This window comes from Marinobacter sp. BW6 (assembly GCF_008107725.1).
Classification (GTDB): domain Bacteria; phylum Pseudomonadota; class Gammaproteobacteria; order Pseudomonadales; family Oleiphilaceae; genus Marinobacter.
Window position 1 is genome coordinate 536,376 of sequence record NZ_VIRN01000037.1, and the last position, 21,383, is coordinate 557,758.

At 56.7% G+C, this 21,383-nt stretch carries 17 protein-coding genes; 5 read left to right on the forward strand and 12 right to left on the reverse strand.

What is annotated here, in order from left to right; all coding sequences use genetic code 11:
* Positions 1-57 precede the first annotated feature (57 nt).
* A complete protein-coding gene (cysS, locus tag FMN52_RS03985) occupies positions 58-1,446 on the reverse strand; it encodes a cysteine--tRNA ligase (RefSeq protein ID WP_148607401.1) in 1,389 nt (462 codons plus the stop codon).
* Entirely contained in the window at positions 1,443-3,122 is a 1,680-nt protein-coding gene (locus FMN52_RS03990; RefSeq protein WP_148607402.1) for a glutamine--tRNA ligase/YqeY domain fusion protein, read from the reverse strand. The genes cysS and FMN52_RS03990 overlap by 4 nt, the downstream gene beginning before the upstream one ends.
* Positions 3,123-3,260: 138 nt before the next feature.
* Between FMN52_RS03990 and FMN52_RS03995 the strand changes: the two genes are divergently transcribed.
* Together FMN52_RS03995 and FMN52_RS04000 are read left to right on the forward strand one after the other, a co-directional pair.
* Entirely contained in the window at positions 3,261-3,761 is a 501-nt protein-coding gene (locus FMN52_RS03995) for a peptidylprolyl isomerase (protein WP_148607403.1), read from the forward strand.
* Positions 3,758-4,483 carry a UDP-2,3-diacylglucosamine diphosphatase gene (locus FMN52_RS04000; RefSeq protein ID WP_148607404.1) on the forward strand — a complete coding sequence of 242 codons (726 nt, stop codon included), beginning with the start codon at positions 3,758-3,760 and terminating at the stop codon, positions 4,481-4,483. Before FMN52_RS03995 ends, FMN52_RS04000 begins: the two co-directional genes overlap by 4 nt.
* A 38-nt stretch (positions 4,484-4,521) precedes the next feature.
* On the opposite strand, the gene FMN52_RS04005 is transcribed toward FMN52_RS04000, so the two are convergent.
* From FMN52_RS04005 to FMN52_RS04025, 5 genes are all read right to left on the reverse strand, one after another.
* Positions 4,522-5,232 carry an amino acid ABC transporter ATP-binding protein gene (locus FMN52_RS04005; RefSeq protein WP_148607466.1) on the reverse strand — a complete coding sequence of 237 codons (711 nt, stop codon included), beginning with the start codon at positions 5,230-5,232 and terminating at the stop codon, positions 4,522-4,524.
* Positions 5,233-5,330: 98 nt separating this feature from the next.
* Positions 5,331-6,416, reverse strand: coding sequence for an amino acid ABC transporter permease (locus FMN52_RS04010; protein WP_148607405.1), 1,086 nt, complete (start codon positions 6,414-6,416; stop codon positions 5,331-5,333).
* Complete coding sequence (locus tag FMN52_RS04015) at positions 6,416-7,603, reverse strand: amino acid ABC transporter permease (protein ID WP_148607406.1); 1,188 nt, start codon at positions 7,601-7,603, stop codon at positions 6,416-6,418. The genes FMN52_RS04010 and FMN52_RS04015 overlap by 1 nt, the downstream gene beginning before the upstream one ends.
* A 91-nt stretch (positions 7,604-7,694) precedes the next feature.
* On the reverse strand, positions 7,695-8,720 hold the full coding sequence (locus FMN52_RS04020; RefSeq protein ID WP_148607407.1) for an amino acid ABC transporter substrate-binding protein: 1,026 nt from the start codon (positions 8,718-8,720) through the stop codon (positions 7,695-7,697).
* Positions 8,721-8,981: 261 nt separating this feature from the next.
* The gene (locus FMN52_RS04025) at positions 8,982-9,869 is read right to left on the reverse strand and encodes a hypothetical protein (protein WP_148607408.1); all 888 of its coding nucleotides are present in this window, start codon (positions 9,867-9,869) and stop codon (positions 8,982-8,984) included.
* Positions 9,870-10,068: 199 nt separating this feature from the next.
* Here FMN52_RS04025 and FMN52_RS04030 point away from each other — a divergent pair, with 199 nt between their 5' ends.
* Positions 10,069-13,050 (forward strand): hypothetical protein, encoded by a 2,982-nt coding sequence (locus tag FMN52_RS04030; RefSeq protein ID WP_162525021.1) that lies wholly within the window; start codon positions 10,069-10,071, stop codon positions 13,048-13,050.
* A 70-nt stretch (positions 13,051-13,120) separates the two neighbouring features.
* Here FMN52_RS04030 and FMN52_RS04035 read toward each other — a convergent pair whose 3' ends face one another.
* The 4 genes from FMN52_RS04035 to FMN52_RS04050 form a co-directional block, all read right to left on the reverse strand.
* On the reverse strand, positions 13,121-13,777 hold the full coding sequence (locus FMN52_RS04035) for an OmpW family outer membrane protein (protein WP_148607410.1): 657 nt from the start codon (positions 13,775-13,777) through the stop codon (positions 13,121-13,123).
* Positions 13,778-13,932: 155 nt separating this feature from the next.
* The gene (locus FMN52_RS04040; RefSeq protein WP_148607411.1) at positions 13,933-14,325 is read right to left on the reverse strand and encodes a thioesterase family protein; all 393 of its coding nucleotides are present in this window, start codon (positions 14,323-14,325) and stop codon (positions 13,933-13,935) included.
* 68 nt (positions 14,326-14,393) lie between these two features.
* Positions 14,394-15,953 (reverse strand): PQQ-dependent sugar dehydrogenase, encoded by a 1,560-nt coding sequence (locus tag FMN52_RS04045; protein ID WP_240339385.1) that lies wholly within the window; start codon positions 15,951-15,953, stop codon positions 14,394-14,396.
* A gap of 136 nt (positions 15,954-16,089) precedes the next feature.
* Positions 16,090-16,860, reverse strand: coding sequence for a ferredoxin--NADP reductase (locus FMN52_RS04050; RefSeq protein ID WP_148607413.1), 771 nt, complete (start codon positions 16,858-16,860; stop codon positions 16,090-16,092).
* Positions 16,861-17,005: 145 nt separating this feature from the next.
* On the opposite strand from FMN52_RS04050, the gene FMN52_RS04055 reads away from it, so the two are divergent.
* Positions 17,006-17,890, forward strand: coding sequence for a LysR substrate-binding domain-containing protein (locus FMN52_RS04055; RefSeq protein WP_148607414.1), 885 nt, complete (start codon positions 17,006-17,008; stop codon positions 17,888-17,890).
* Here FMN52_RS04055 and miaE read toward each other — a convergent pair.
* Complete coding sequence (miaE, locus tag FMN52_RS04060) at positions 17,882-18,490, reverse strand: tRNA isopentenyl-2-thiomethyl-A-37 hydroxylase MiaE (protein WP_148607415.1); 609 nt, start codon at positions 18,488-18,490, stop codon at positions 17,882-17,884. The genes FMN52_RS04055 and miaE overlap by 9 nt on opposite strands.
* A gap of 253 nt (positions 18,491-18,743) precedes the next feature.
* On the opposite strand from miaE, the gene acnB reads away from it, so the two are divergent.
* Positions 18,744-21,338, forward strand: a complete 2,595-nt coding sequence (gene acnB, locus FMN52_RS04065) for a bifunctional aconitate hydratase 2/2-methylisocitrate dehydratase (RefSeq protein WP_148607467.1) — start codon at positions 18,744-18,746, stop codon at positions 21,336-21,338.
* The last annotated feature ends 45 nt before the right edge of the window (positions 21,339-21,383 follow it).

A 21,383-nucleotide genomic window follows, 5' to 3' on the forward strand; every position in this document is an offset into this window, starting at 1 on the left:
ACAAGATCATTCCTGCACGCGCAAAACTGGTCTGACCAACCAGCAGCTCCCGGAAATTCAGGCTTTACGCCAGGTTGTCCCCTCTCGGGAATCGTCCAGAATGATACCTTTTTCGAGGAGCTCGTCGCGGACTCGGTCGGCCTCGGCAAAATTCTTCGCCTTGCGGGCATCAGCCCGGGCCTGGATCAGCGCTTCAATGTCTTCGGCGCTGAGCTCACCACCCGTGTCCGCCTGGAAGAACGCCTCGGGGTCCTGCTGCAGCAGACCCAGAACAGCACCGAGCCTCACCAGAATCGCCGCAGCTTGCTTGGCGTCGTCTTCACGACCATCGCGGCGATGCTGATTGATCTCATTGGCAACAGCGTGCAGGACTGCAATGGCCCCAGCGGTGTTGAAGTCATCATCCATTGCCTCGGCAAATCGCTCGTCATGCCCGGATTCCGGCACATCGCCGGCCTTGGCAGGCACTATTCCCCTCAGGGCATGATACAGCCGGGTCAGTGTGCGGCCAGCCTCGGCCAGATTTTCTTCGGAGTAGTCCACCTGACTCCGGTAGTGGCTGGAAACCAGGAAGTAACGGACCACTTCCGCCGGGTACTTTTCCATGATTTCACGGATCGTGAAGAAATTGCCCAGGGATTTGGACATTTTCTCCTTGTTTACCCGGATGGCACCCGCATGCATCCAGGTGTTCACGAAGGTGTGGCCGGTTGCACATTCGGACTGAGCGATCTCGTTCTCATGATGCGGGAACAACAGATCCGGACCACCACCGTGGATATCAAAGGTGTCGCCCAGACAGCAGGTGGACATGGCCGAACACTCGATATGCCAGCCGGGACGCCCATCGCCCCAGGGCGAGGGCCAGCTAACCTCCCCTGCCTTTGCCGCTTTCCACAATGCGAAATCCGCCGGGCTCCGTTTGGCTTCCTGAACATCCACCCTCGCGCCCGCCAGCAGATCCTCCAGCTTTTTCTTGCTGAGTTTGCCGTAGTCGTCGAAGGAATCAACGGCAAAATAGACATCGCCGTTATCTGCCGCATAGGCGTGGCCGCTGGCAATCAGCTTGTGGATCATCGCGATGATTTCGTCGATATACGCCGTCGCCCGGGGCTCTTCATCCGGCGACAACACACCAAGACGGGCTTCGTCCTCGTGCATCGCCTTGATCATCCGGTCGGTGAGCTCGTTATAAGGCTCACCGTTTTCATCCGCACGACGCAGGATCTTGTCGTCTATGTCCGTGATATTGCGAACGTAGTTCACTTCGTAACCACGATGGCGCAGGTAACGGGTGATCACATCAAAGGCGACCAATACCCGGGCATGCCCAAGGTGGCAAAAGTCGTAAACTGTCATACCGCAGACATACATCCGGACCTTGCCCGGCTCAATCGGCCGAAACTCTTCCTTCTGCTGGGTAAGCGTGTTGTAAATGCGGATCACTTGCCCCCCTTACCCCAGGAATCCCTGAGCGTTACTGTGCGGTTGAATACCGGGCGGCCAGCGGCCTCGGTATGAGCCGGATCACAGAAGAAGTAGCCTTCCCTCTCGAACTGATAGGGAAGATCCGTACGGGGGGACGCCAAGCTCTTTTCGACCCGCGCACCTTTCAGAACCACCAGCGATTCCGGGTTCAGGTGATCCATCAGATCACCGTCCTTGTCACTGTCCGGCGACTCGTGGTTGAACAGGCGGTCGTAAAGATTAATGTCCGCCTCCACGCTATCGGTGGCCGAAACCCAGTGAATCACGCCATTGGGCTTGTAGCCTTCGGGATTGACGCCCAAAGTCTTGGGATCATACTCGCACTTGAGCTCGACGATCTCACCGCTATCATCCCGGACCACTTCCCGGCAGGTCATGACATAGCCACCACGCAGGCGTACCGCCTGATCCGGCGCCAGCCGCTTCCATTTGCGCGGCGGCTCCACTTCAAAATCGTCCCGATCGATGTACAGAGTCTGGGTCCAGGGTACTTCCCGCTCACCCATATCCGGATTTTGCGGATGCACTGGCAAGCTGAGCGTTTCGCTTTGGTCCGCCGGGTAATTGGTCAGCGTGACTTTCAGCGGGCGCATCACACACATGGCCCGCGGCGCGCGGGTGTTGAGATCTTCCCGAATGGCGTGCTCCAGCATGCCCACATCCACAGTCCCGCCGGCCTTGTTCACGCCAATCATGTCGCAGAAGGTGCGGATCGATTCCGGCGTGTAGCCGCGCCGGCGCATGCCGGAAATGGTCGGCATCCGCGGATCGTTCCAGCCATCAACCACACCCTCGTCCACCAGTCGCTTGAGCTTACGCTTCGAGGTGATGGTGTAGTTCAGGTTCAGCCGGGCAAACTCGATCTGGCGCGGATGGCACGGACCGGAGATGTTATCCAGCACCCAGTCATACAGCGGCCGGTGATCCTCGAACTCCAGCGTGCACAAGGAATGGGTTATTCCCTCCATGGCGTCTGAAATCGGATGAGTGAAGTCGTACATCGGGTAGATGCACCACTTGTTGCCGGTCTGGTGGTGTTCTGCATAACGGATGCGATAGAGAATCGGATCCCGCATATTGATGTTCGGCGAGGCCATATCGATCTTGGCCCGCAGCACCAGCTCACCATTCTGATACTTGCCGTCCCTCATATCACGGAACAGCTGCAGGCTCTCCTCGACCGGCCGGTCCCGATAGGGGCTGTTTCTGCCGGGCTCTTTCAGGCTGCCGCGGTATTCGGCCATTTCATCGGCCGTCAGGGCGCAGACGTAGGCCTTGTCCCGGGTAATCAGCTCCTCGGCAAATTCGTACAGGGCATCAAAATAATCTGATGCGTAGCGCACGTCCCCGGCCCACTCGTAACCGAGCCATTCCACATCCTGCTTGATGGCATCGATGTATTCCTGGTTTTCCTTTTCCGGGTTGGTGTCGTCAAACCGAAGGTTACAGTCGCCGGAAAAGGTTTCGGCGATGCCAAAGTTCAGGCAGATCGATTTGGCATGACCAATATGCAGGTAGCCGTTGGGCTCCGGCGGGAATCGGGTTACCACCTTGCCGGTATGCTCTCCGTTGGCGATGGCGTCTTCGATCAGGCTCTGGATAAAGTTGTGGGCTTTCTTCGACTCGGCGCTCATACAATCTCTGTTAAAAGGGGAGTGAATCTTAAACCGCGTATTATACTCACAAATCCTTGCCGGACTCATGCATAGCGGGAAAGTCTTGAGTACAATGGGGCCTGTAACGTACCTAACATTTCTGAACAGGAAAACCTGATGATTCTGCTGACAACCAACTACGGTGACATCAAGCTGGAACTGGACTACGACAAGGCACCGGAAACCGCGAAAAACTTTGAACAGTACGTTCGCGACGGTTTTTACGATGGCCTCATTTTTCACCGTGTGATCAGCAATTTCATGGTTCAGGGCGGCGGGTTCGAGCCAGGCATGACACCGCGCAAAACCCGGGATTCCATCCAGAACGAAGCCGATAACGGTCTGAGCAACATGCAGGGGACAATTGCCATGGCGCGCACCATGGACCCGCATTCTGCTACCGCGCAGTTCTTTATCAACGTTGAAAACAACGGCTTCCTGGACCACACCGCCAAGAACGCGGAAGGCTGGGGTTACTGCGTGTTCGGCAAAGTGGTAGAGGGCATGGACACAGTCAACGCGATCCGAGCAGTGCGCACCACCATGCGCGGAGGCCATCAGGATGTGCCTGCCGATGACGTGGTCATCGAGAAGGCCGAGGTTCTGGAGGACGCGTGACCACGCTGTTTATTTCGGACCTTCACCTCGAGGAATCCCGGCCGGATATCACAGAGGCATTTCTGAGATTTCTCGACGAGAAAGCCCGCGGCGTTGATCAACTCTATATCCTCGGCGATTTCTTCGAGGCCTGGATCGGCGATGACGAACGCACGCCGCTTCAGGAGCAGGTTGCTGCCGCCCTTCGCAAACTGCGGGACAGCGGCACCGAGATTTTTCTGATGCACGGCAACCGGGACTTTCTGATCGGCCAGGACTTCTGCGACCGGGCCGGCGCGACGCTGCTGGACGACCCGACGGTGATTGATCTGCACGGTACCCCTACACTGCTGATGCATGGCGACAGCCTCTGCACCGCCGATGTGGAATACCAGAAGTTCCGGGCCAATATGCGCAACCCGCAATGGCAGCAGATGATACTCCAGCGCCCCCTGAAAGACCGCCAGCAGATGGCCCGCCAGCTTCGGGAGATCAGCATGGCGAAAAATCAGGGCAAGGAGGAGTTCATTATGGACGTAACGCCCGAGGAAGTGGTCAGGGACATGGAAACACACGGTGTCCAGCGAATGATTCATGGCCACACCCATCGCCCCGCGGTGCATGACCTGACTGCCAATGGGTCACCGGCAAAGCGCATTGTTCTGGGGGACTGGGACAAGAATGTCTGGTGGCTGGAGGCGAAGCCGGGCGAAGAGCCCGAGCTGAACAAGCAGCCGTTGTAAAAAAGCCGGGCAAATGCCCGGCTTTTTTAGCCTTGGTTTCAGTGCGCCAGTATTTGCTGGAGGAACTTCTGAGTCCTGGCTTCCTGTGGGTTTGTGAAGAACTCATGGGGTGGCGCCTGCTCCACGATTTCGCCACCATCCATAAAGATCACCCGATCCGCCACCGTCTTGGCGAAGCCCATTTCATGGGTAACACACATCATGGTCATGCCACTGCCCGCCAGCTCAATCATGACATCCAGCACCTCTTTTATCATCTCTGGATCCAGTGCCGAGGTTGGCTCATCGAACAGCATAATCTTGGGCTTCATGCACAAAGCCCTGGCAATAGCCACGCGCTGTTGCTGACCACCAGATAACTGCCCCGGAAACTTGTTGGCCTGGTCCGGAATCTTGACCCGCTCCAGATACTCCATCGCCGATGCTTCCGCTTCCTTTCGGGGCGTTTTGCGCACCCAGATGGGCGACAGGCAGCAGTTCTCGAGAACCGTCAGGTGCGGGAACAGGTTGAAGTGCTGAAACACCATGCCAACTTCCCGCCGAACCGTATCGATCTGCCGGACATCGTCAGTCAGTTCCACATCATCGACGATGATCTTGCCCTGCTGATGCTCCTCCAGCCGGTTGATGCAACGGATGAAGGTGGATTTTCCGGAGCCGGACGGCCCACAGATAACAATTCTCTCACCCTGATCAACGGTCAGATTGAGATCCTTGAGGACATGAAAATCCCCGTACCACTTGTGCATTCCCTCAACCCGGATAATCCCGGGCTTTTTATCCGACTGGTCCTTCGGTGGGGTCTGCGTTTCAGAAGTTAGAGTTTGGTCTGTCATAGAGTTACCCATCAGGTCTTATGACCGGTATCGAGTTTTCGTTCAAGGTTCTGACTGTATCTGGAGATGCCAAAGCAGAAGACCCAGAAACAGAACGCCACAAATACATAGCCCTCGATGGCAACATTTTGCCAGGCTGGATCGGTAACCGTGGACTGGACCGTGCCGAGGATATCGAACAGGCCAATGATCAGTACCAGCGTGGTGTCCTTGAACAGGGAAATGAAGGTGTTAACAATGCCCGGAATAACCATTTTCAGAGCCTGAGGCAGGATCACGAGCCCCATTTTGCGCCAATAACCCAATCCCAGCGCATCGGCGGCTTCATACTGCCCCCGGGGAATCGCCTGCAAACCACCGCGGATCACTTCCGCCATGTAAGCAGACTGCCACAACGTAATACCGATCAGCGCCCTGGCCAGCTTTTCAAAATTCACACCCTCCGGAAGGAACAGCGGCAGCATCACCGAGGCCATGAACAGGACCGTAATCAACGGTACCGCACGCCATACCTCGATAAAGACCACACAGATTCCCCGAATGATGGGCATGTCTGAGCGCCGGCCCAGTGCCAACAGAATGCCAATTGGCAAGGAGGCTATGATCCCGATATAAGCCAGGATCAGGGTCAGCATTAAACCGCCCCATTTTGAACTCTGCACTTCTTCGAGCCCGAAGGTGCCCCCCGGAATCAGGAAATAACCCACAACAGGCAGGCCAAAAATTCCGAAAAGCCCGAGCCATTTACGGCCAGGGAATCGCTCTACGAACTGGGGAACAAAGGCAACGGCCAACAGCAGGAACATTGTATCCACGCGCCACTGCAGCTCATCCGGGTAAAACCCGTAGATAAAGAAGTTCAGCCGCTGACTGATAAACAGCCAGCAGGCACCGGCGCCAGTGCAGTCACTCGCGTCACTGCCAACAAAGTTGGCGTCGAGGAAAAACCAGTTGAGTAAAGGCCCCACACTGGTCACAAGCAGATAAGCCACGGCCAGCGTCAACGCTGTGTTGAACCAGCCGGAGAACAGGTTCTCCCGCATCCACTTGACCGGCCTGAGCGCCTTCTTGGGTGCTTTCATGGTTGACTCGGTCATCATCGCTCCTTAATGGCCACAGCCCGGTTGTAGATATTCATGAACAGCGAGATCAGCAGACTGATGGTGAGATACACCGCCATGGTTATCGCGACAACCTCAACGGCCTGCCCCGTCTGGTTCAGCGTGGTGCCCATGAAGACGGCAACCAGATCCGGGTAACCGATTGCGGTTGCAAGCGACGAGTTTTTTACCAGGTTGAGGTACTGACTGGTCAGCGGTGGGATGATGACCCGCATGGCCTGAGGTATCACCACCAGCCTCAGGGTCAGACCATTGGGGAGTCCAAGTGCCTTGGAAGCCTCGGTCTGGCCTTTGCTGACGGAGAGAATACCGGAGCGAACAATTTCAGCGATAAAGCTGGCCGTGTATAGCGACAACGCAATCCACAGGGCTGCCAGCTCGGGGATAATAGTGATCCCCCCACCAAAGTTGAACCCTTTGAGGGCCGGGATATCCCATTCTATGGGGCTTCCGGCAACCAGATAGGAAACCAGCGGTACAACAACCAGGATGGCGACTCCAACCTTGAATGTCGGAAAAATCTGGCCCGTCGCCAACTGCCGCTTTTTGGCCCAGATCCGGATACCAACAACTGCGGCAATAGCGAGCAGGATACCGCCCCAAACAATGCCAAAGCCCTCTTGGGTCAGGGGCTCGGGCAGATACAGACCGCGATTGTTGAGAAACAGGGCGCCACCAACATCAACACTCTGTCGCGGCGACGGCAGATTGCTGAGAACGGCGAAGTACCAGAAGAAAATCTGCAAAAGCAGCGGAATGTTGCGAATGACCTCGATGTAAACCAGTGCCATTTTGGCGACCAGCCAGTTACTCGAGAGCCGCGCAACACCGATGATGAATCCGAGAATGGTGGCGGCGACGACGCCCATCGCGGAAACAAGCAGTGTATTTGTCAGACCGACCCAGAACGTTCGGCCATAGGACATGGTGGCATCGTAAGGCACCAGATTCATGATGATGCCGAACCCGGCGGTCTCATTCAGGAAACCGAAACCGGTGCTGATACCACGGCTTTCCATATTGGAGAGCGTGTTGTCGACGAGTACCCAGCCTCCCCAGAAAACGAAGGCAATGGCAATCGCCTGAAAGAAAAGTGAGCGGACCCGGGGGTCGTTCCAGGGCTTTGGCCCTGCAGGTCGGGTATCAATTGTTTGTTTTTTCATGGATTGTCCTGAAGAGCTTCCCTGTGGTTTACAGCATCAGAGATAACGGAGAGGCCTCCCTTCAGGAGACCTCTCCGCAGGCTTTCAGGTCTTAGCGAACCGGCGGAGCATACAGAACACCGCCATCGGTCCACAGCGCATTGATGCCGCGATCCAGTCCGAGCGGGGTATCCGGACCAACGTTACGGTCATACATCTCGCCGTAGTTACCGACCAGCTTGATCGCCTGGTAACCGAAGTCATCCGGCAGTCCAAGCTTGGCACCCATGTCGCCGTCTGTACCCAACAGACGCTGAATATTGGGGTTGTCGGACTTCAGCATGGCGTCGGCGTTGGCGCTGGTCACACCCAGCTCCTCAGCGTTGATCTGCACAGAGAGTACCCACTTGACGATATTGAACCACTGATCGTCACCCTGACGAACAACCGGGCCCAGCGGCTCCTTGGAGATGGTGTTCGGCAGAATCTTCGCGGAACTCGGATCAGCAAGCTTGGAACGCAGTGCCGCCAGCTGCGAACGGTCGGAAGTCAGCACGTCGCAACGCCCCGCAGCAAAACCCTGAACGGTTTGCTCTGAGGTGTCGAATACGATCGGCTTGAAGTCCATGCCCTTGGCGCGGAAGTAGTCAGACGCGTTAAGCTCGGTGGTGGTACCGGCTTGGATACAGATGGTCGCTCCATCCAATTGGGTGGCGTCGTCCACACCAATACCCTTGTTGATCAGGAAGCCCTGACCATCGTAATAGTTTACGCCGGCAAAGTTCAGGCCCAGAGAGGCATCCCGAGTCAGCGTCCAGGTGGTGTTGCGGGAGAGCATGTCGATTTCGCCAGACTGCAGGGCGGTGAAACGCTCCTTCGCGGTCAGCGGAGTAAACTCAACCGCCTTTGCGTCACCGAAGATCGCCGCGGCTACCGCACGACAGGTGTCCACATCGATACCGGTCCAGTTACCTTTTTCATCAGGCTGAGAGAAACCAGGCAAACCACTGGTCACGCCACACTGGAGGTGGCCCTTCTCCTTGACGTTCTCCAGAGTTGTGGCTGCCATGGCACCGGAAGCCGAGAACGTACCTACGGCCAGAGCAATCCCCAGGGCAATCGATTTCGTCTTTCTCATTGTCTTTTCTCCGAACATCAGTTGGTTTTATCGCGACGAGTCTGCTCAGCAATTTGCAAGCCACTCACCGTAAACCGATGATTTATATTGTTTTTATCAATCACCGGCACGTTTCAGGCGAATCTGGAACGAGGTGGCGCCGTTTCGTGCACCGATTTAGCGCCCCTGCTCCAGCCCAATGCGCCAAAAAAAGGCAGACCAAAGGCCACGCCTTTTAAAAGTAGAACAAAGTTCGGGAAATGAACTAGTTTTTATGCAAAATTATTCGGAAATCTTAAAGACAGGGGGCTCTTCATAGGTCTTGAGGCGCTTCAACCATCCTGGCAGCCAACGCTCTCGTTCGATCGGGTCGTTTGCGCTTTCAGCCCGGCGAGTAAGGACCGTGGCGGCCGCCTCCCGAAATTGCTGAAGGGCAGTCTGGTCAGGTGAGCCTGACATCTCCAAAAGCACCTGCAGCAGGCCCCAGCCTTGATCGTTGTAACGTTCCGTGGGCGAGAGCCCCTCACCCTTGAAATTCACATAGTCAATGATGGCGTAGACGCCGCCGGGGGTCTGGCTCAGAGCTTTCAGCCTGGCGGCAACGTCTGACTGTCTATCATCCGGAGCTGCCTCAACAATCCTTGTGAGCGATTGCCTCGCGCGGCGGAATATAAATTCAGCCTGAATCCCCTGGGTACCTGCCAGAAACTCCCGCAATTCCGCCAACCGGGGCGAATCATTTACAGCCAGAAAGTCCGCTTTTTTGTTCCAGGGCGCATCAAAAGGCTCCAGGGCTCGCAACCATTCGGGAATGCTGACTTGCCGTTGCTCCATGTATTCCATCAGGGCCGGAAAGCTTTCAGTAAACCTGCCCTCCACGCCCTTTGGATACCAGATGAAGTGACCAATTCCGAGCGACGGAAACGCCTCTCCCTCATTCCAATGAACCAGGCACTTTAAGCGGCCAGCACACTCGTTCCGGAAAACCTGTTGGCCCACCCAGTCGAGCTCAGCGGAGGTAAGCACCAGTGAAACATCTGCGACCGTCGAGCCTGATGCATCGGTGACAGCGCCCTCTGCGTCGGTCGAATGCTCATGGTTCTCAGAATCACAACCAGCCAGAACAAGAATTCCGGCCACTACAATCATTAAGATGGATTTAACCGTCATTGGCCTGCCTCTCGCAAAGCCTCGAACATAGGTCACAGATTTGAGGTACGTCAATACACGTAATCGCCATCTGGATCTACATTGCCACCATGGGCTGTGCATTTTTTGGTCAAACGCCAAGCCGACTATTTTGCCTGCCCACGAGCTAAAAGAGAGCCACTTGCAGTCAATGGCCGAAAACGCAATGGAGAGTCAAGCTATGGGTATGAAACTAACGCGCTCACCTATCACGGGTGCCCTGATTATCGGAGCGCTATCGACATTGGTCGGCTGCAACAGCAGCGACAATGATGCGTCACTGGGCGCGCCTGAGGGTGAGGCCATCATTGAGGCGTTTCTGAGCGAAAAAGCGATCCAGATCGGCGGCGCTACAACAGCGGTCGCCCGGGCCGAAATGGGCGATTCTGACTGGGCCGTTTACAACATGGCCAACCGTCTGGCGATGACACCGGTTCAGACCACCGCCGGTGCGGTGAATGAAATCGAACTGGACAACTTCATACAAGATATTCTCGTGGTGGCCTATGAGGGCCGCACCTATGCATTGGCGGCGGTTCGCGAGTCCGGTATTGCGGTAGTGGATATTACCGATCCGGCGGCCATGCAGGTGTTGCACACTACGCCGGTGAATTATTACCAAGACGGCATCATCTTCGCCGAGGGTGGTGGTGATCTGGTGCCAGACGTTGTCATCGAGGGCCACGGATTCATCAAGTCGCTGGAAACCGACGGCACCGACCTGTGGATCGCCGACGAGAGTTACGGCATCCATCGGACGGCACTTGCCAATGTTATCACCGCCACGCCTGCTACCGAGGATGATGGCACCCTGCTGATCGATGCCGAAGTCTTCACCCTGCAGTACTCCGGAGAGCACCCCTGGGGCGCTCCCGCAGACCTCCAGCTCCACGACGATGGCAAACTGTACGCCGCAATCGGCTTCCTCGGCCTGGGAGTATACGATCCAGCAACCCTCGATCGGGTCGGATACTACAATCTGTACACGGATACAGGCGTCACGGAAGACTGGTTCCTCGACATGGACGTAGCCACCGAGGTTCTTGATCCGGTTACCCACATAGACCCAGACACCGGCATGCCGAACTACAACCAGGCATCCTTCGAAATCCAGGAGGTGTGGCACGGTGGTGTAGACGCGCCAACTCCCTGGGCGGATTTCGATCGCTACGGCAAGTACTACTACAAGGCCAACAAGCTGGACGTTGAAACCTACGACGGGGGTGGCAGTGACCAGACCATTGTCTACCTGGCCTACGGCCTTGCAGGAATGGTAGCCGTAGATGCCACTGATCCCGCGAATATCACTTATGAAGGGTATGCGCCGGCCGTACCCGCCCATGGTCCGGACGAGCCGACCGGCGAACAGTCCCGGAGCCTCTTCCCCTACTTTGGCGTGGGCATGTTGAAGGAAGCCGGTGTCATTGATATTGAAGTGGACACCGCAAATGATCGCGTCTTTTACGCAGACCATTTCGCGGGCCTCGTCGCCATTGACGGTGCTCAGACACCCGGCAACTGGCAACAGCAGGGCGCGCCTTTCGATAATGACGACAACCCGCTTCTGCATTGGCCCGACTACGAGTTCGTGACCTCCTACGACATGGGTGCCTGGGATCCGGATGACAACGAGTCCCTGCCTATCTGGATGTACGAGGCTCCAAGCCTCCTGGTGACCGGCGAAGTCAGTGGCCATGGCAATGCTCTGTTCCTGATGCCCACAGTCAGCGACACAACAGGCGCCGTTGATGTGGTCCAGGCGACCGGCGCCGGTGGTCTCAACTTCATGGATCTGGGCGACCTGACCACCGGTGAGGCGGACATGAGCACCAAGTTTACCGTCCCGGCCTATTTCGCCAGCACGAATGAAACCTATGCTGATGCCGATGGAGCACCAACCTCTCCCTTGGCGGTTGGCCATACCCAGGGTGTCGCTGCGACACAACAATACCTTTATATGGCCGATGGTCCTCATGGCATGAGCGTGTGGCAGATTGCCGACGCCGATGGCAATGCCCTCGACGAGCCGCACGTGGTGGCCAACACGGTTGTCGATGAATATGAAGTGGACAACCCCGATGGTTCGACCGTCTATCCGACACCCCACGCCTATAACGTGATCCTGGGTGGCGAAGAAAGCATGGCCTATGTCATGTCCCAGAGCCTCGGTTTGCGGCGCGTGGATGTCAGTGGCGCCGAGTCAGGTCAGGGTTTGCCAGGAACACCGTTGCTGCTGACACCGCAACCTTCTGATTTTTACGAGCATAACCTGGCAAGCGGTTCCTACGGCGACATCAGTCGGCAAGACCACGCCTATGACGTGGACTTCCATAACAACTACGCTGTGGTTGCTGATGGCAGCAATGGACTGACCGTCTACGACATGACCATGAACCCGGACGATGGTACTGGCGATCATGTCATCGCCAACCTGGGCTCAGCGACCGGCAAACCGTTGTTGGGTCGAACCTCGGGTGTAGAACTCTGGACCAATCCCGAAGACGACAAGATCTATGCTTTCGTGGCCGCCGGCCATTCAGGCATCGCGGTTGTCGATATGACGGATCTACTGGTAAACGGCATTGCCCCGGGCATGGAATTGGTCAAGATCTTCCAGCCCATCAAGATTGAGGAGGAGCTGGACGGCACAGTGCACATCGGCAAGGCGGACAGCCGCAGCGTAGACGTGGACGTGATCGGCGACCACGCCTACTTCAGCTATGGCGGCTTCGGACTGCTGGCTTACAGCATTGGCGATCTGCTTGCACCCCTGCCCGACGGTGTCGAGCCAGACAGAGTATTCGCACCGGGAGGCGGTGGTGCGGACTACCGTCCTGAGGCTGTAGCCCAGTATCGGCTGCAGGCCGAGCCAGGTTTGGAGGACTCCGATCCAGAGGCACTGTATATGACGCCGCAGTACTTCTCTGCTGATAAGCTTCTGATCGACGGCGACGGTCATTGGTACACACTGGACGAGCCAAGATTGCTGTTCTACGTGGCTTACGGAGAAGCAGGTGTTGCCAAACTTGACTGGAGTGACCCCGCCAATCCGGTTTTGATGGAACATCAGCAGACAGTCGGCGAAGCAACGGGAACTGCGATCGCCAATGGTCGGGTCTATGTTGCGGACGGCGGCGGAGGTCTTGTGATTTTCCGTCAATAAATCTTCAGCAACAGAATGAAGAAAGCCGGGAATTCCCGGCTTTCTTCGCTTCAGCTTCTGTATATCGGATTCAGAACCGATAGCCCACGCCCAATGTGAACACTACCGGATTGATCTCCATTTCGACCGTTTCGTCAATGGCTCCGGAGAACTGGGCGTCCGTTTCCAGCAGGGTATAGCGAACATCGAAATTGACCATTACCGGCACCCCAAAATCCAGCTCAACACCCGCCAGAAATGTCGGAGTAAAGGTGCTCTCCAGATTAACGTCCAGGCCAGCGGGCGTGGCGCTCTCATCATAAAACTTGTTGAAAGCAACACCGGCACCAAGGTAAGGCGTGACAGCAGATGTATCGTCAATAAACAGGTTCACTGTGAGATAGGTCGGGGCATACTTGACGTCACCTATATTTCCGAGGCCCAGGTCCTTCAACCGTTGATTGCCTTCGATGTCCGGCGAATACGGCAACGAGGAACTGATTTCCAGGGCTACAGAGTCGGTGACAAACCAACCAAGCGCACCCCCGAGGGTGACATCGCTCTCCAGCCTCACACCGCTTCGGGGTATCGCTGAAAAGCTCTCACTTCCGGTATCCGGATCCATTGCACTTACGCCAGCCCGGACATAAAAATCACCGGCTTCAGCGAGAACTGGCGCAGCCAGAGACATTCCCAACAATGACAAAATCGCTGTGCTCGCCACACTTGGAAAAGAAAATCCCTTCATGATGCTTCCCTCCCCGGAACGTATTCTGATGGGATGATTCAATGCTCTTGTTTATATTCTGAGCTTTTTAAGCGTAGCTACGATTTTCTCCAGCGGTATTGACCGATATCATTAACGTTGAACTTCTCGGGCGTATGCAGGTTGCCTACCAATCCTCATTCAGTGAGGTGCTCAGAAAGCTTCGCCCTGATCTCATCAGGAATCGGCAGTGCCTTCTCGGTTTCGTAATCGAAATGAATCAACACTGCGACACCCCGGGCAATCTGCTTGTCGCCCTGCCAGGCTTCCTGAACCACATGAAATGAGGAATTGCCGATCTTACCGATGCCCGTTTTGATCTTGACCGGAATATGCCAGTAGCTCTGTGCCATCAGATCAATCTCCAGTCGTGCAATGATCAGCGGCCAGGTCTCGGCTTCAAGGGTCGGGTGAAAAATACGGAAAACCGGCGTCCTGGCCTGCTCGAACCAGACCGGCAAAGTGGTGTTACTGATGTGCCCGAGGGCATCGGTATCGCTGAAACGTGGTTCCAGTTCCAGATGAAACATAGCGGCTTCCCTCTTTCTGAAAACCGCCTACTATACACCGGCCGGGCCTAAAGACCCCAGAGCTGAGACTAAGGCAGGATACGCAGAATCCGTCCATCCGCACTGTCAGTTAGCAGATACACCGCGCCATCAGGCCCGGTAGCCACGTCCCGGATCCGTTCGCCAATTGCTTCGAACAAACTCTCCACGTCGCTTGCTTGGCCAGCTTCCAGCGTGACGCGGTGAACGCTTTTATCAGCAAGGGCGCCGACCAGGAGGTGTCCCTGCCAGTCCGGAAACAGGTCACCCCGATAGCGGGTTATGCCTGAAGGGGCAATTGAGGGCGTCCAGTGCAACAACGGTTGCTCCATACCTTCCCGCTCAACAAACGGCGTGATCATCGCGCCGGTGTAATCGATGCCGTGCGTGATCACCGGCCAGCCATAGTTGTGCCCCGGCTCAATATTGTTGATCTCATCCCCGCCACGCGGGCCGTGTTCATGGGCAATCAGCAGGCCCTCAACGGAATCGTAGACCAGCCCCTGAACATTGCGGTGCCCGTAACTGTAGATTTCCGGGAGAGCGTCTTCCCTGCCAACGAAGGGGTTGTCTGCGGGTGCAGTGCCATCCGGATTCAGCCGGACAATCTTGCCAAGGTGACTGGACAAGTCCTGCGCCTGCTCACGGTAGTCGAACCCGTCCCCCAGGGTCACAATCAGCGTACCATCAGGAAGCCAGGCCATTCGGCCACCGAAGTGGGCACTACCCTGCTTCGCGGGTTTAGCCCGGAATATCTCGACAACGTCCCTCAAGGCCATTCCCTGTAACTGACCACGGGCAACGCAAAGATGATTGGCAGAGGCGGTGCCGCAGGCGTATGCCAGAAAGATCTCTTGATTGGCCCCAAACTCTGGCGACAGCAGGACATCAAAAAGGCCTGCCTGGGCATCATTGAAAACCGGCGGCACACCGGTAATCGGCTCCTGGCTCAACTCCCAGTCCACCAAGATGCGCCGAAGTCGCCCTGCCCGCTCGGTTACCAGGGCGCCACCGTCTGGGAGAAACGCCAAAGACCAGGGATGCTCCAGCCCGGAGACCATGGTCTCGACAGTGTAATCGCTGGAAGGTTGAGCCTGAATCGGCCCTGGCAGCCACCCAAGGCCGGCAGTCAAGCAACAGGTCAACAAGGCCGCCGAGGCACGGACACTACCACCCTTCTGAGGTTTCGCCGTCAACCGTCCAAACAGCCCACCAGCAAACGCCGCCGTCAGCACCATGGCAATCAACCCACCATCGGAGCGGGTTGCCGCAATCAAAGTAGGCATGGGAGCCAGCGCATTGGCAACCAGGAGCGCAAACCACAACCCGATTCCGCCCGCCAGGGCGAACAGGGGTACCCGCAGACCAAGTCCCACCAAACGAGATACAGCGCTAGCAACGGTCTGGGACACCAGGAAACTGACACCGAAGAGAATCCCGTACAGGGGTGCAAAGGAGACCAAATCATGAACCGTGGCGGACACGCGGGCATCAATTCCAACCGCCACACCCATAGCCTGAAGGGCCAACAGGTTGAACTGGGTCTGAACCAAGGTGCCAAGAACCACCCCGGCCACCAACGCAACCACGAAACTTATGACGCTTTTCATCTTTCCCTGCCTGCCAGCCATTGAGTCCGCCTCCAAAACCGTTTGCCGTTTATACGAGCCATTCTGTCCGATACAAACACAAAAAAGCCGGAGCATCACGCTCCGGCTTTTCTTGAGACGGGATCAGCCTGCAAATTCACTGTTCCACAAAGGCCCGCTCAATCACATAATGGCCCATGTCGCCACCGCGGGCTTCCTTGAATCCCATATTGTTCAGGATGGCGCAGGTGTCCTTGAGCATGCTTGGGCTCCCGCAGATCATGAATCGGTCATTCTCGGGGTCAAAATCCGGCAGGTCCAGATCACGGGTGATCTTTCCGGTTTCCATGGCATCGGTCAGCCGGCCCTGGTTGCGGAACTCTTCCCGAGTAACGGTGGGATAGTAGACCAGCTTGCCCTGCACCATTTCGCCGAAATATTCGTTCTCTGGCAGCTCCTCGATTTCCTTCTGGTAGGCCAGTTCTGAGATGTAACGAACACCATGGGTCAGGATGACTTTGTCGAACGCCTCGTAGACCTCAGGGTCCTTGATAATGCTCATGAACGGTGCGAGCCCGGTGCCGGTGCTAATCAGCCACAAGTTCTTGCCCGGCAGAAGATTGTCCAGAATCAGGGTACCCGTCGGTTTGCGGCTCACCAGAATTTCGTCACCCACCTGGATCTTCTGCAGGCGGGATGTCAGTGGGCCGTCCTGCACCTTGATCGAGAAGAACTCAAGCTCTTCCTCGTAGTTGGCACTGGCAATACTGTAGGCGCGCATCAGAGGCTTGCCTTCGGTTTCCAGACCGATCATGACAAAATGACCGTTCTTGAAACGAAAGCCCGGATCCCGGCTTGTGGTAAAGCTGAACAGGGTATCGTTCCAGTGATGGACGCTGGTAACTTTCTCTTTGATCAGGTTGCTCATGTAAACCTCTTGCCTGTTCGATACGCTGTTTTACGGCGAATGATTTAACTTTGGATTGCGCTAAGTCTAACCCGGCACTAACCTATCGGGAAAATGGGATATTCTCATAACCTTATTCGAGTGAGCCGATTAAGAGCGAAAAGTTATGAAATACAGTTTCCGACAGCTGGAAGTTTTCCTTGCAGCGGCGCACTTCCAGAACATTACCCGCGCTGCCGAATCGTTGGCCATGTCCCAGTCCGCAGCCAGCAGTGCGCTGAAAGAACTGGAAAACCAGTTCGATATCCAGCTGTTCGACCGCGTTGGGAAACGGCTCCAGTTAAACGAACTCGGGCGACTGTACCGTCCCAAGGTCGAAGCCGTCCTGGCACAGGCCAATGAGCTGGAACAGGCGTTGAGCAAGCACACGGAAGTGGGCGCCCTGAAAGTCGGGGCCACGCTTACTATCGGAAACTATCTGGCCGTGGGCGTCATGGCCCAATACATGAATACCCCTACCCATCCCAGAGTTTCCCTGGAAGTGGCCAACACCAGCACCATTGCCAGACGCGTCAAGGACTTCGAGCTGGACATTGGTCTGATCGAGGGCGAACTTCAGTCGTCCGAGCTGGATGTGCTGCCCTGGCGAGGTGATGAACTGGTGGTGTTTTGCTCTCCCAGCCACCCACTGGCGAGCCGGGATTCGCTATCGGATGAGGACCTGCGCAACGCCACCTGGATCATGCGCGAGCAAGGCTCAGGCACCCGCCAGAGCTTTGAGCGGGGTATGCATGGCCTGCTGCCTGATCTGAACGTACTGCTGGAACTGGAACACACGGAAGCCATCAAGCGGGCGGTAGAGGCAGACCTCGGCATTGGCTGCCTGTCGGAGGTAGTCCTGGCCGACGCGTTCAAGCGAGGCAGCCTGGTTCCTCTCACGGTCCCTGCTCACCGACGATTTGATCGACAGTTCTACTTCATCCTGCACAAGCAGAAATACCGCAGCGCCGGCATTGATGCCTGGATAGAGCTCTGTCGGCAGCTACGCTGAAACCGGCCCACTGTGGAAACGGAACTCAGTATCCGGATCCTCGATCAAGCCCCTCTCAAGCGACAGAAAACCGTCCACGCGCGCCTCGATCGGCCCTCCCGCGGCTTGCTCAGCCAGTGACAGATAATCCTGGTAATGCCGGGCTTCGGATTTCAGCAAACTGGTGTAGAAATCCGCCAGCTTCTCATCCAGGAACGGAGCCAGGGCGGCAAAACGCTCACAGGAACGCGCTTCGATAATGGCGCCCACAATCAACACATCCACCAGACGCCCGGGATCTTCTGCGCGGACTTCCTGTCTCAATCCTGCGGCGTAACGAGCCGGTGTCAGGTGACAATAGTCCACGCCGCGCTTGTTCATGATCGCGAGCACCTGCTCGAAATGCCGGAGCTCCTCCCGTGCCAGGCGGGACATCTTGTTCAGCAGGTCGGTATTGTCGACATATCGATACATCAGGCTGAGCGCGGTGGAGGCGGCCTTTTTCTCGCAATGGGCGTGATCGATCAGCATCAGGTCCTGGTTCGCCAGGGCATTGTCGATCCATTGTTGCGGGGTCCGGCACGGCAGGAAGTTGTGAATCTCTTGCAGGGCGTCGTTCATGGTCGAATACAGTTGTTGGTTTGCGGCCGGCGAGTATAGCGCACTTAACAGATCTCTCCGACCTCTGTCCAACTTAACTTTATAAGGGGTTTCCTATAGAATGCAGCGCCAGAATAAGGAGTCTCTGAATAAACCCTGAAACCCCATCGGTGATTTGAGGCATTATTCAGAGGCTCCTGCGGCCTTTCCGCCAAAAACCTCCCGCCAGGCATGAAGCCGGCGCGGGACATTCCAACTGATGAGGGTCCATATCGTGTTAGAAGCCTATCGTGAACACGTTGCTGAACGTGAAGCCCTGGGTATTCCTCCCAAGCCCCTGAACGCCGAGCAGACCGCTGCTCTGGTCGATCTGCTGAAGAATCCGCCGGCCGGTGAGGAAGATACCCTGGTGTATCTCCTGGAAAACCGCATTCCGCCGGGCGTCGACGAAGCCGCCTACGTGAAAGCAGCTTTCCTGACCGCCATTGTTAAAGGCGAAGCTTCCTCTCCCCTTCTGAACAAGCAGAAAGCGGTTCAGCTGCTGGGCATGATGCAGGGTGGCTACAACATCGCGACCCTGGTTGACCTTCTTGACGATTCCGAACTGGCAGAGCTTGCCGGCGAGCAGCTCAAGCGCACCCTGCTGATGTTCGACGCCTTCAACGATGTGAAGGAAAAGATGGACGCAGGCAACGCGGTGGCCAAGGCCGTTGTTGAATCCTGGGCCAATGCCGAGTGGTTCACCAACAAGAAGAAGGTTCCCGAGAGCACCAAGATGGTGGTGTTCAAGGTAACCGGCGAAACCAATACCGATGACCTGTCTCCCGCTCCGGATGCCTGGTCCCGTCCGGATATCCCGCTGCACGCCCGCGCTGCCTACAAAATGGAACGCGACGGCCTGAAGCCGGAAGAGCCGGGTGTTACCGGCCCGATGAGCCAGATCGACGAAATCAAGGCCAAGGGCCTGCCGGTTGCCTTCGTTGGTGATGTGGTCGGTACCGGCTCCTCACGTAAATCTGCCACTAACTCCGTTCTGTGGTTCTTCGGTGAAGACGTTCCGGGCGTACCGAACAAGCGCGCCGGCGGTGTCTGCATCGGTAACAAGGTTGCTCCGATCTTCTTCAACACCATGGAAGACGCTGGCGCCCTGGTATTTGAAGCACCGGTTGACGATCTGAACATGGGCGACGTCATCGACATCCGCCCGTACGAAGGCAAGATCCTGAACGAAGCTGGCGAAACCATCTCCGAGTTCGGCTTCAAGTCCGACGTGATCCTGGATGAAGTTCAGGCCGGTGGCCGTATTCCGCTGATCATCGGCCGTGGCCTGACCGCCAAGGCCCGCGCAGCACTCGGCCTGGGCGCCACTGACATCTTCCGCCTGCCGAAGGATCCGGAAGCCGGCACCAAAGGCTTCACCCTGGGCCAGAAGATGGTCGGCAAGGCCTGCGGCCTGGAAGAAGGCAAAGGCGTTCGTCCGAACACCTACTGCGAACCGCACATGACCACCGTCGGTTCCCAGGACACCACTGGCCCGATGACCCGTGACGAGCTGAAAGATCTGGCGTGTCTGGGCTTCCAGGCTGACCTGGTGATGCAGTCCTTCTGTCACACCGCCGCGTATCCGAAGCCGGTTGACGTGGAAATGCAGCACACTATGCCGGACTTTATCCAGACCCGTGGCGGCGTTGCGCTGCGTCCGGGTGACGGCATCATCCACTCCTGGTTGAACCGCATGCTGCTGCCGGACACCGTTGGTACCGGTGGTGACTCCCACACCCGTTTCCCGATGGGCATCTCCTTCCCGGCCGGTTCCGGTCTGGTGGCGTTTGCCGCTGCAACCGGCGTTATGCCGCTGGATATGCCGGAATCTGTTCTGGTTCGCTTCAAGGGCGAAATGCAGCCGGGTATCACCCTTCGTGACCTCGTACATGCCATTCCGCTGTACGGCATCAAGCAAGGCATTCTGACCGTTGAGAAGAAAGGCAAGATCAACGAATTCTCCGGTCGCATCCTTGAGATCGAAGGTCTTGAGCACCTGACCGTTGAGCAGGCATTCGAGTTGTCCGACGCTTCTGCCGAGCGCTCAGCAGCCGGTTGTACCATCAACCTGTCTGAGGAGTCTGTGGCCGAGTACCTGCGTTCCAACATCACTATGCTGCGCTGGATGATCGCCGAAGGTTACGGCGACCCGCGCACCCTGGAGCGTCGCGCCCAGCAGATGGAAGAGTGGCTGGCCGATCCGAAACTCATGCGTGCCGACAAGGACGCAGAGTATGCCCACGTGGTGGAAATCGACCTGGCCGAAATCAAAGAGCCGATCGTTTGCTGCCCGAACGACCCGGACGACGCCCGGACTCTGTCCGAAGTGGCCGGCGACAAAGTAGACGAAGTATTCATCGGCTCCTGCATGACCAACATCGGTCACTTCCGCGCGGCTGGTAAACTGCTGGCGCAGAACAAGGAGCCCCTGAAAACCCGTCTGTGGATGTCACCTCCCACCAAGATGGACCAGGCCCAGCTGATGGAAGAAGGTTACTTCAACATCTACGGCACTGCCGGTGTTCGCACCGAGATGCCGGGCTGCTCCCTCTGCATGGGCAACCAGGCCCGTGTGGCAGCCAAAAGCACCGTGCTGTCCACCTCCACCCGTAACTTCCCGAACCGTCTGGGCGATGGTGCCAACGTGTACCTGACCTCTGCGGAACTGGCAGCGGTTGGCGCGGTACTGGGCAAACTCCCCTCCGCCGAGGAATACATGGAGTACGCCAAGGACCTGAACAGCATGTCGAAAGAGATCTACAAGTATCTCAACTTCGACCAGATGGAGAACTACACCAAGAAGGCCTCTGAGGCGAATGTTGCCTGAGCAGTGACCTTTTCGGTTTAGCGCCATAAAAACGCCAGCCTGCGG

What these genes read in the sequence shown, in the direction of transcription:
- FMN52_RS03990 (WP_148607402.1), bottom strand. Translation starts at nt 3,122, where the DNA reads ATGAGCGCCGAGTCGAAGAAAGCCCACAACTTTATCCAGAGCCTGATC.
- FMN52_RS03995 (WP_148607403.1), top strand. Translation starts at nt 3,261, where the DNA reads ATGATTCTGCTGACAACCAACTACGGTGACATCAAGCTGGAACTGGAC.
- FMN52_RS04005 (WP_148607466.1), bottom strand. Translation starts at nt 5,232, where the DNA reads ATGCACAAGTGGTACGGGGATTTTCATGTCCTCAAGGATCTCAATCTG.
- FMN52_RS04010 (WP_148607405.1), bottom strand. Translation starts at nt 6,416, where the DNA reads ATGACCGAGTCAACCATGAAAGCACCCAAGAAGGCGCTCAGGCCGGTC.
- FMN52_RS04015 (WP_148607406.1), bottom strand. Translation starts at nt 7,603, where the DNA reads ATGAAAAAACAAACAATTGATACCCGACCTGCAGGGCCAAAGCCCTGG.
- FMN52_RS04020 (WP_148607407.1), bottom strand. Translation starts at nt 8,720, where the DNA reads ATGAGAAAGACGAAATCGATTGCCCTGGGGATTGCTCTGGCCGTAGGT.
- FMN52_RS04025 (WP_148607408.1), bottom strand. Translation starts at nt 9,869, where the DNA reads ATGACGGTTAAATCCATCTTAATGATTGTAGTGGCCGGAATTCTTGTT.
- FMN52_RS04030 (WP_162525021.1), top strand. Translation starts at nt 10,069, where the DNA reads ATGGGTATGAAACTAACGCGCTCACCTATCACGGGTGCCCTGATTATC.
- FMN52_RS04035 (WP_148607410.1), bottom strand. Translation starts at nt 13,777, where the DNA reads ATGAAGGGATTTTCTTTTCCAAGTGTGGCGAGCACAGCGATTTTGTCA.
- FMN52_RS04040 (WP_148607411.1), bottom strand. Translation starts at nt 14,325, where the DNA reads ATGTTTCATCTGGAACTGGAACCACGTTTCAGCGATACCGATGCCCTC.
- FMN52_RS04045 (WP_240339385.1), bottom strand. Translation starts at nt 15,953, where the DNA reads ATGAAAAGCGTCATAAGTTTCGTGGTTGCGTTGGTGGCCGGGGTGGTT.
- FMN52_RS04050 (WP_148607413.1), bottom strand. Translation starts at nt 16,860, where the DNA reads ATGAGCAACCTGATCAAAGAGAAAGTTACCAGCGTCCATCACTGGAAC.
- FMN52_RS04055 (WP_148607414.1), top strand. Translation starts at nt 17,006, where the DNA reads ATGAAATACAGTTTCCGACAGCTGGAAGTTTTCCTTGCAGCGGCGCAC.
- miaE (WP_148607415.1), bottom strand. Translation starts at nt 18,490, where the DNA reads ATGAACGACGCCCTGCAAGAGATTCACAACTTCCTGCCGTGCCGGACC.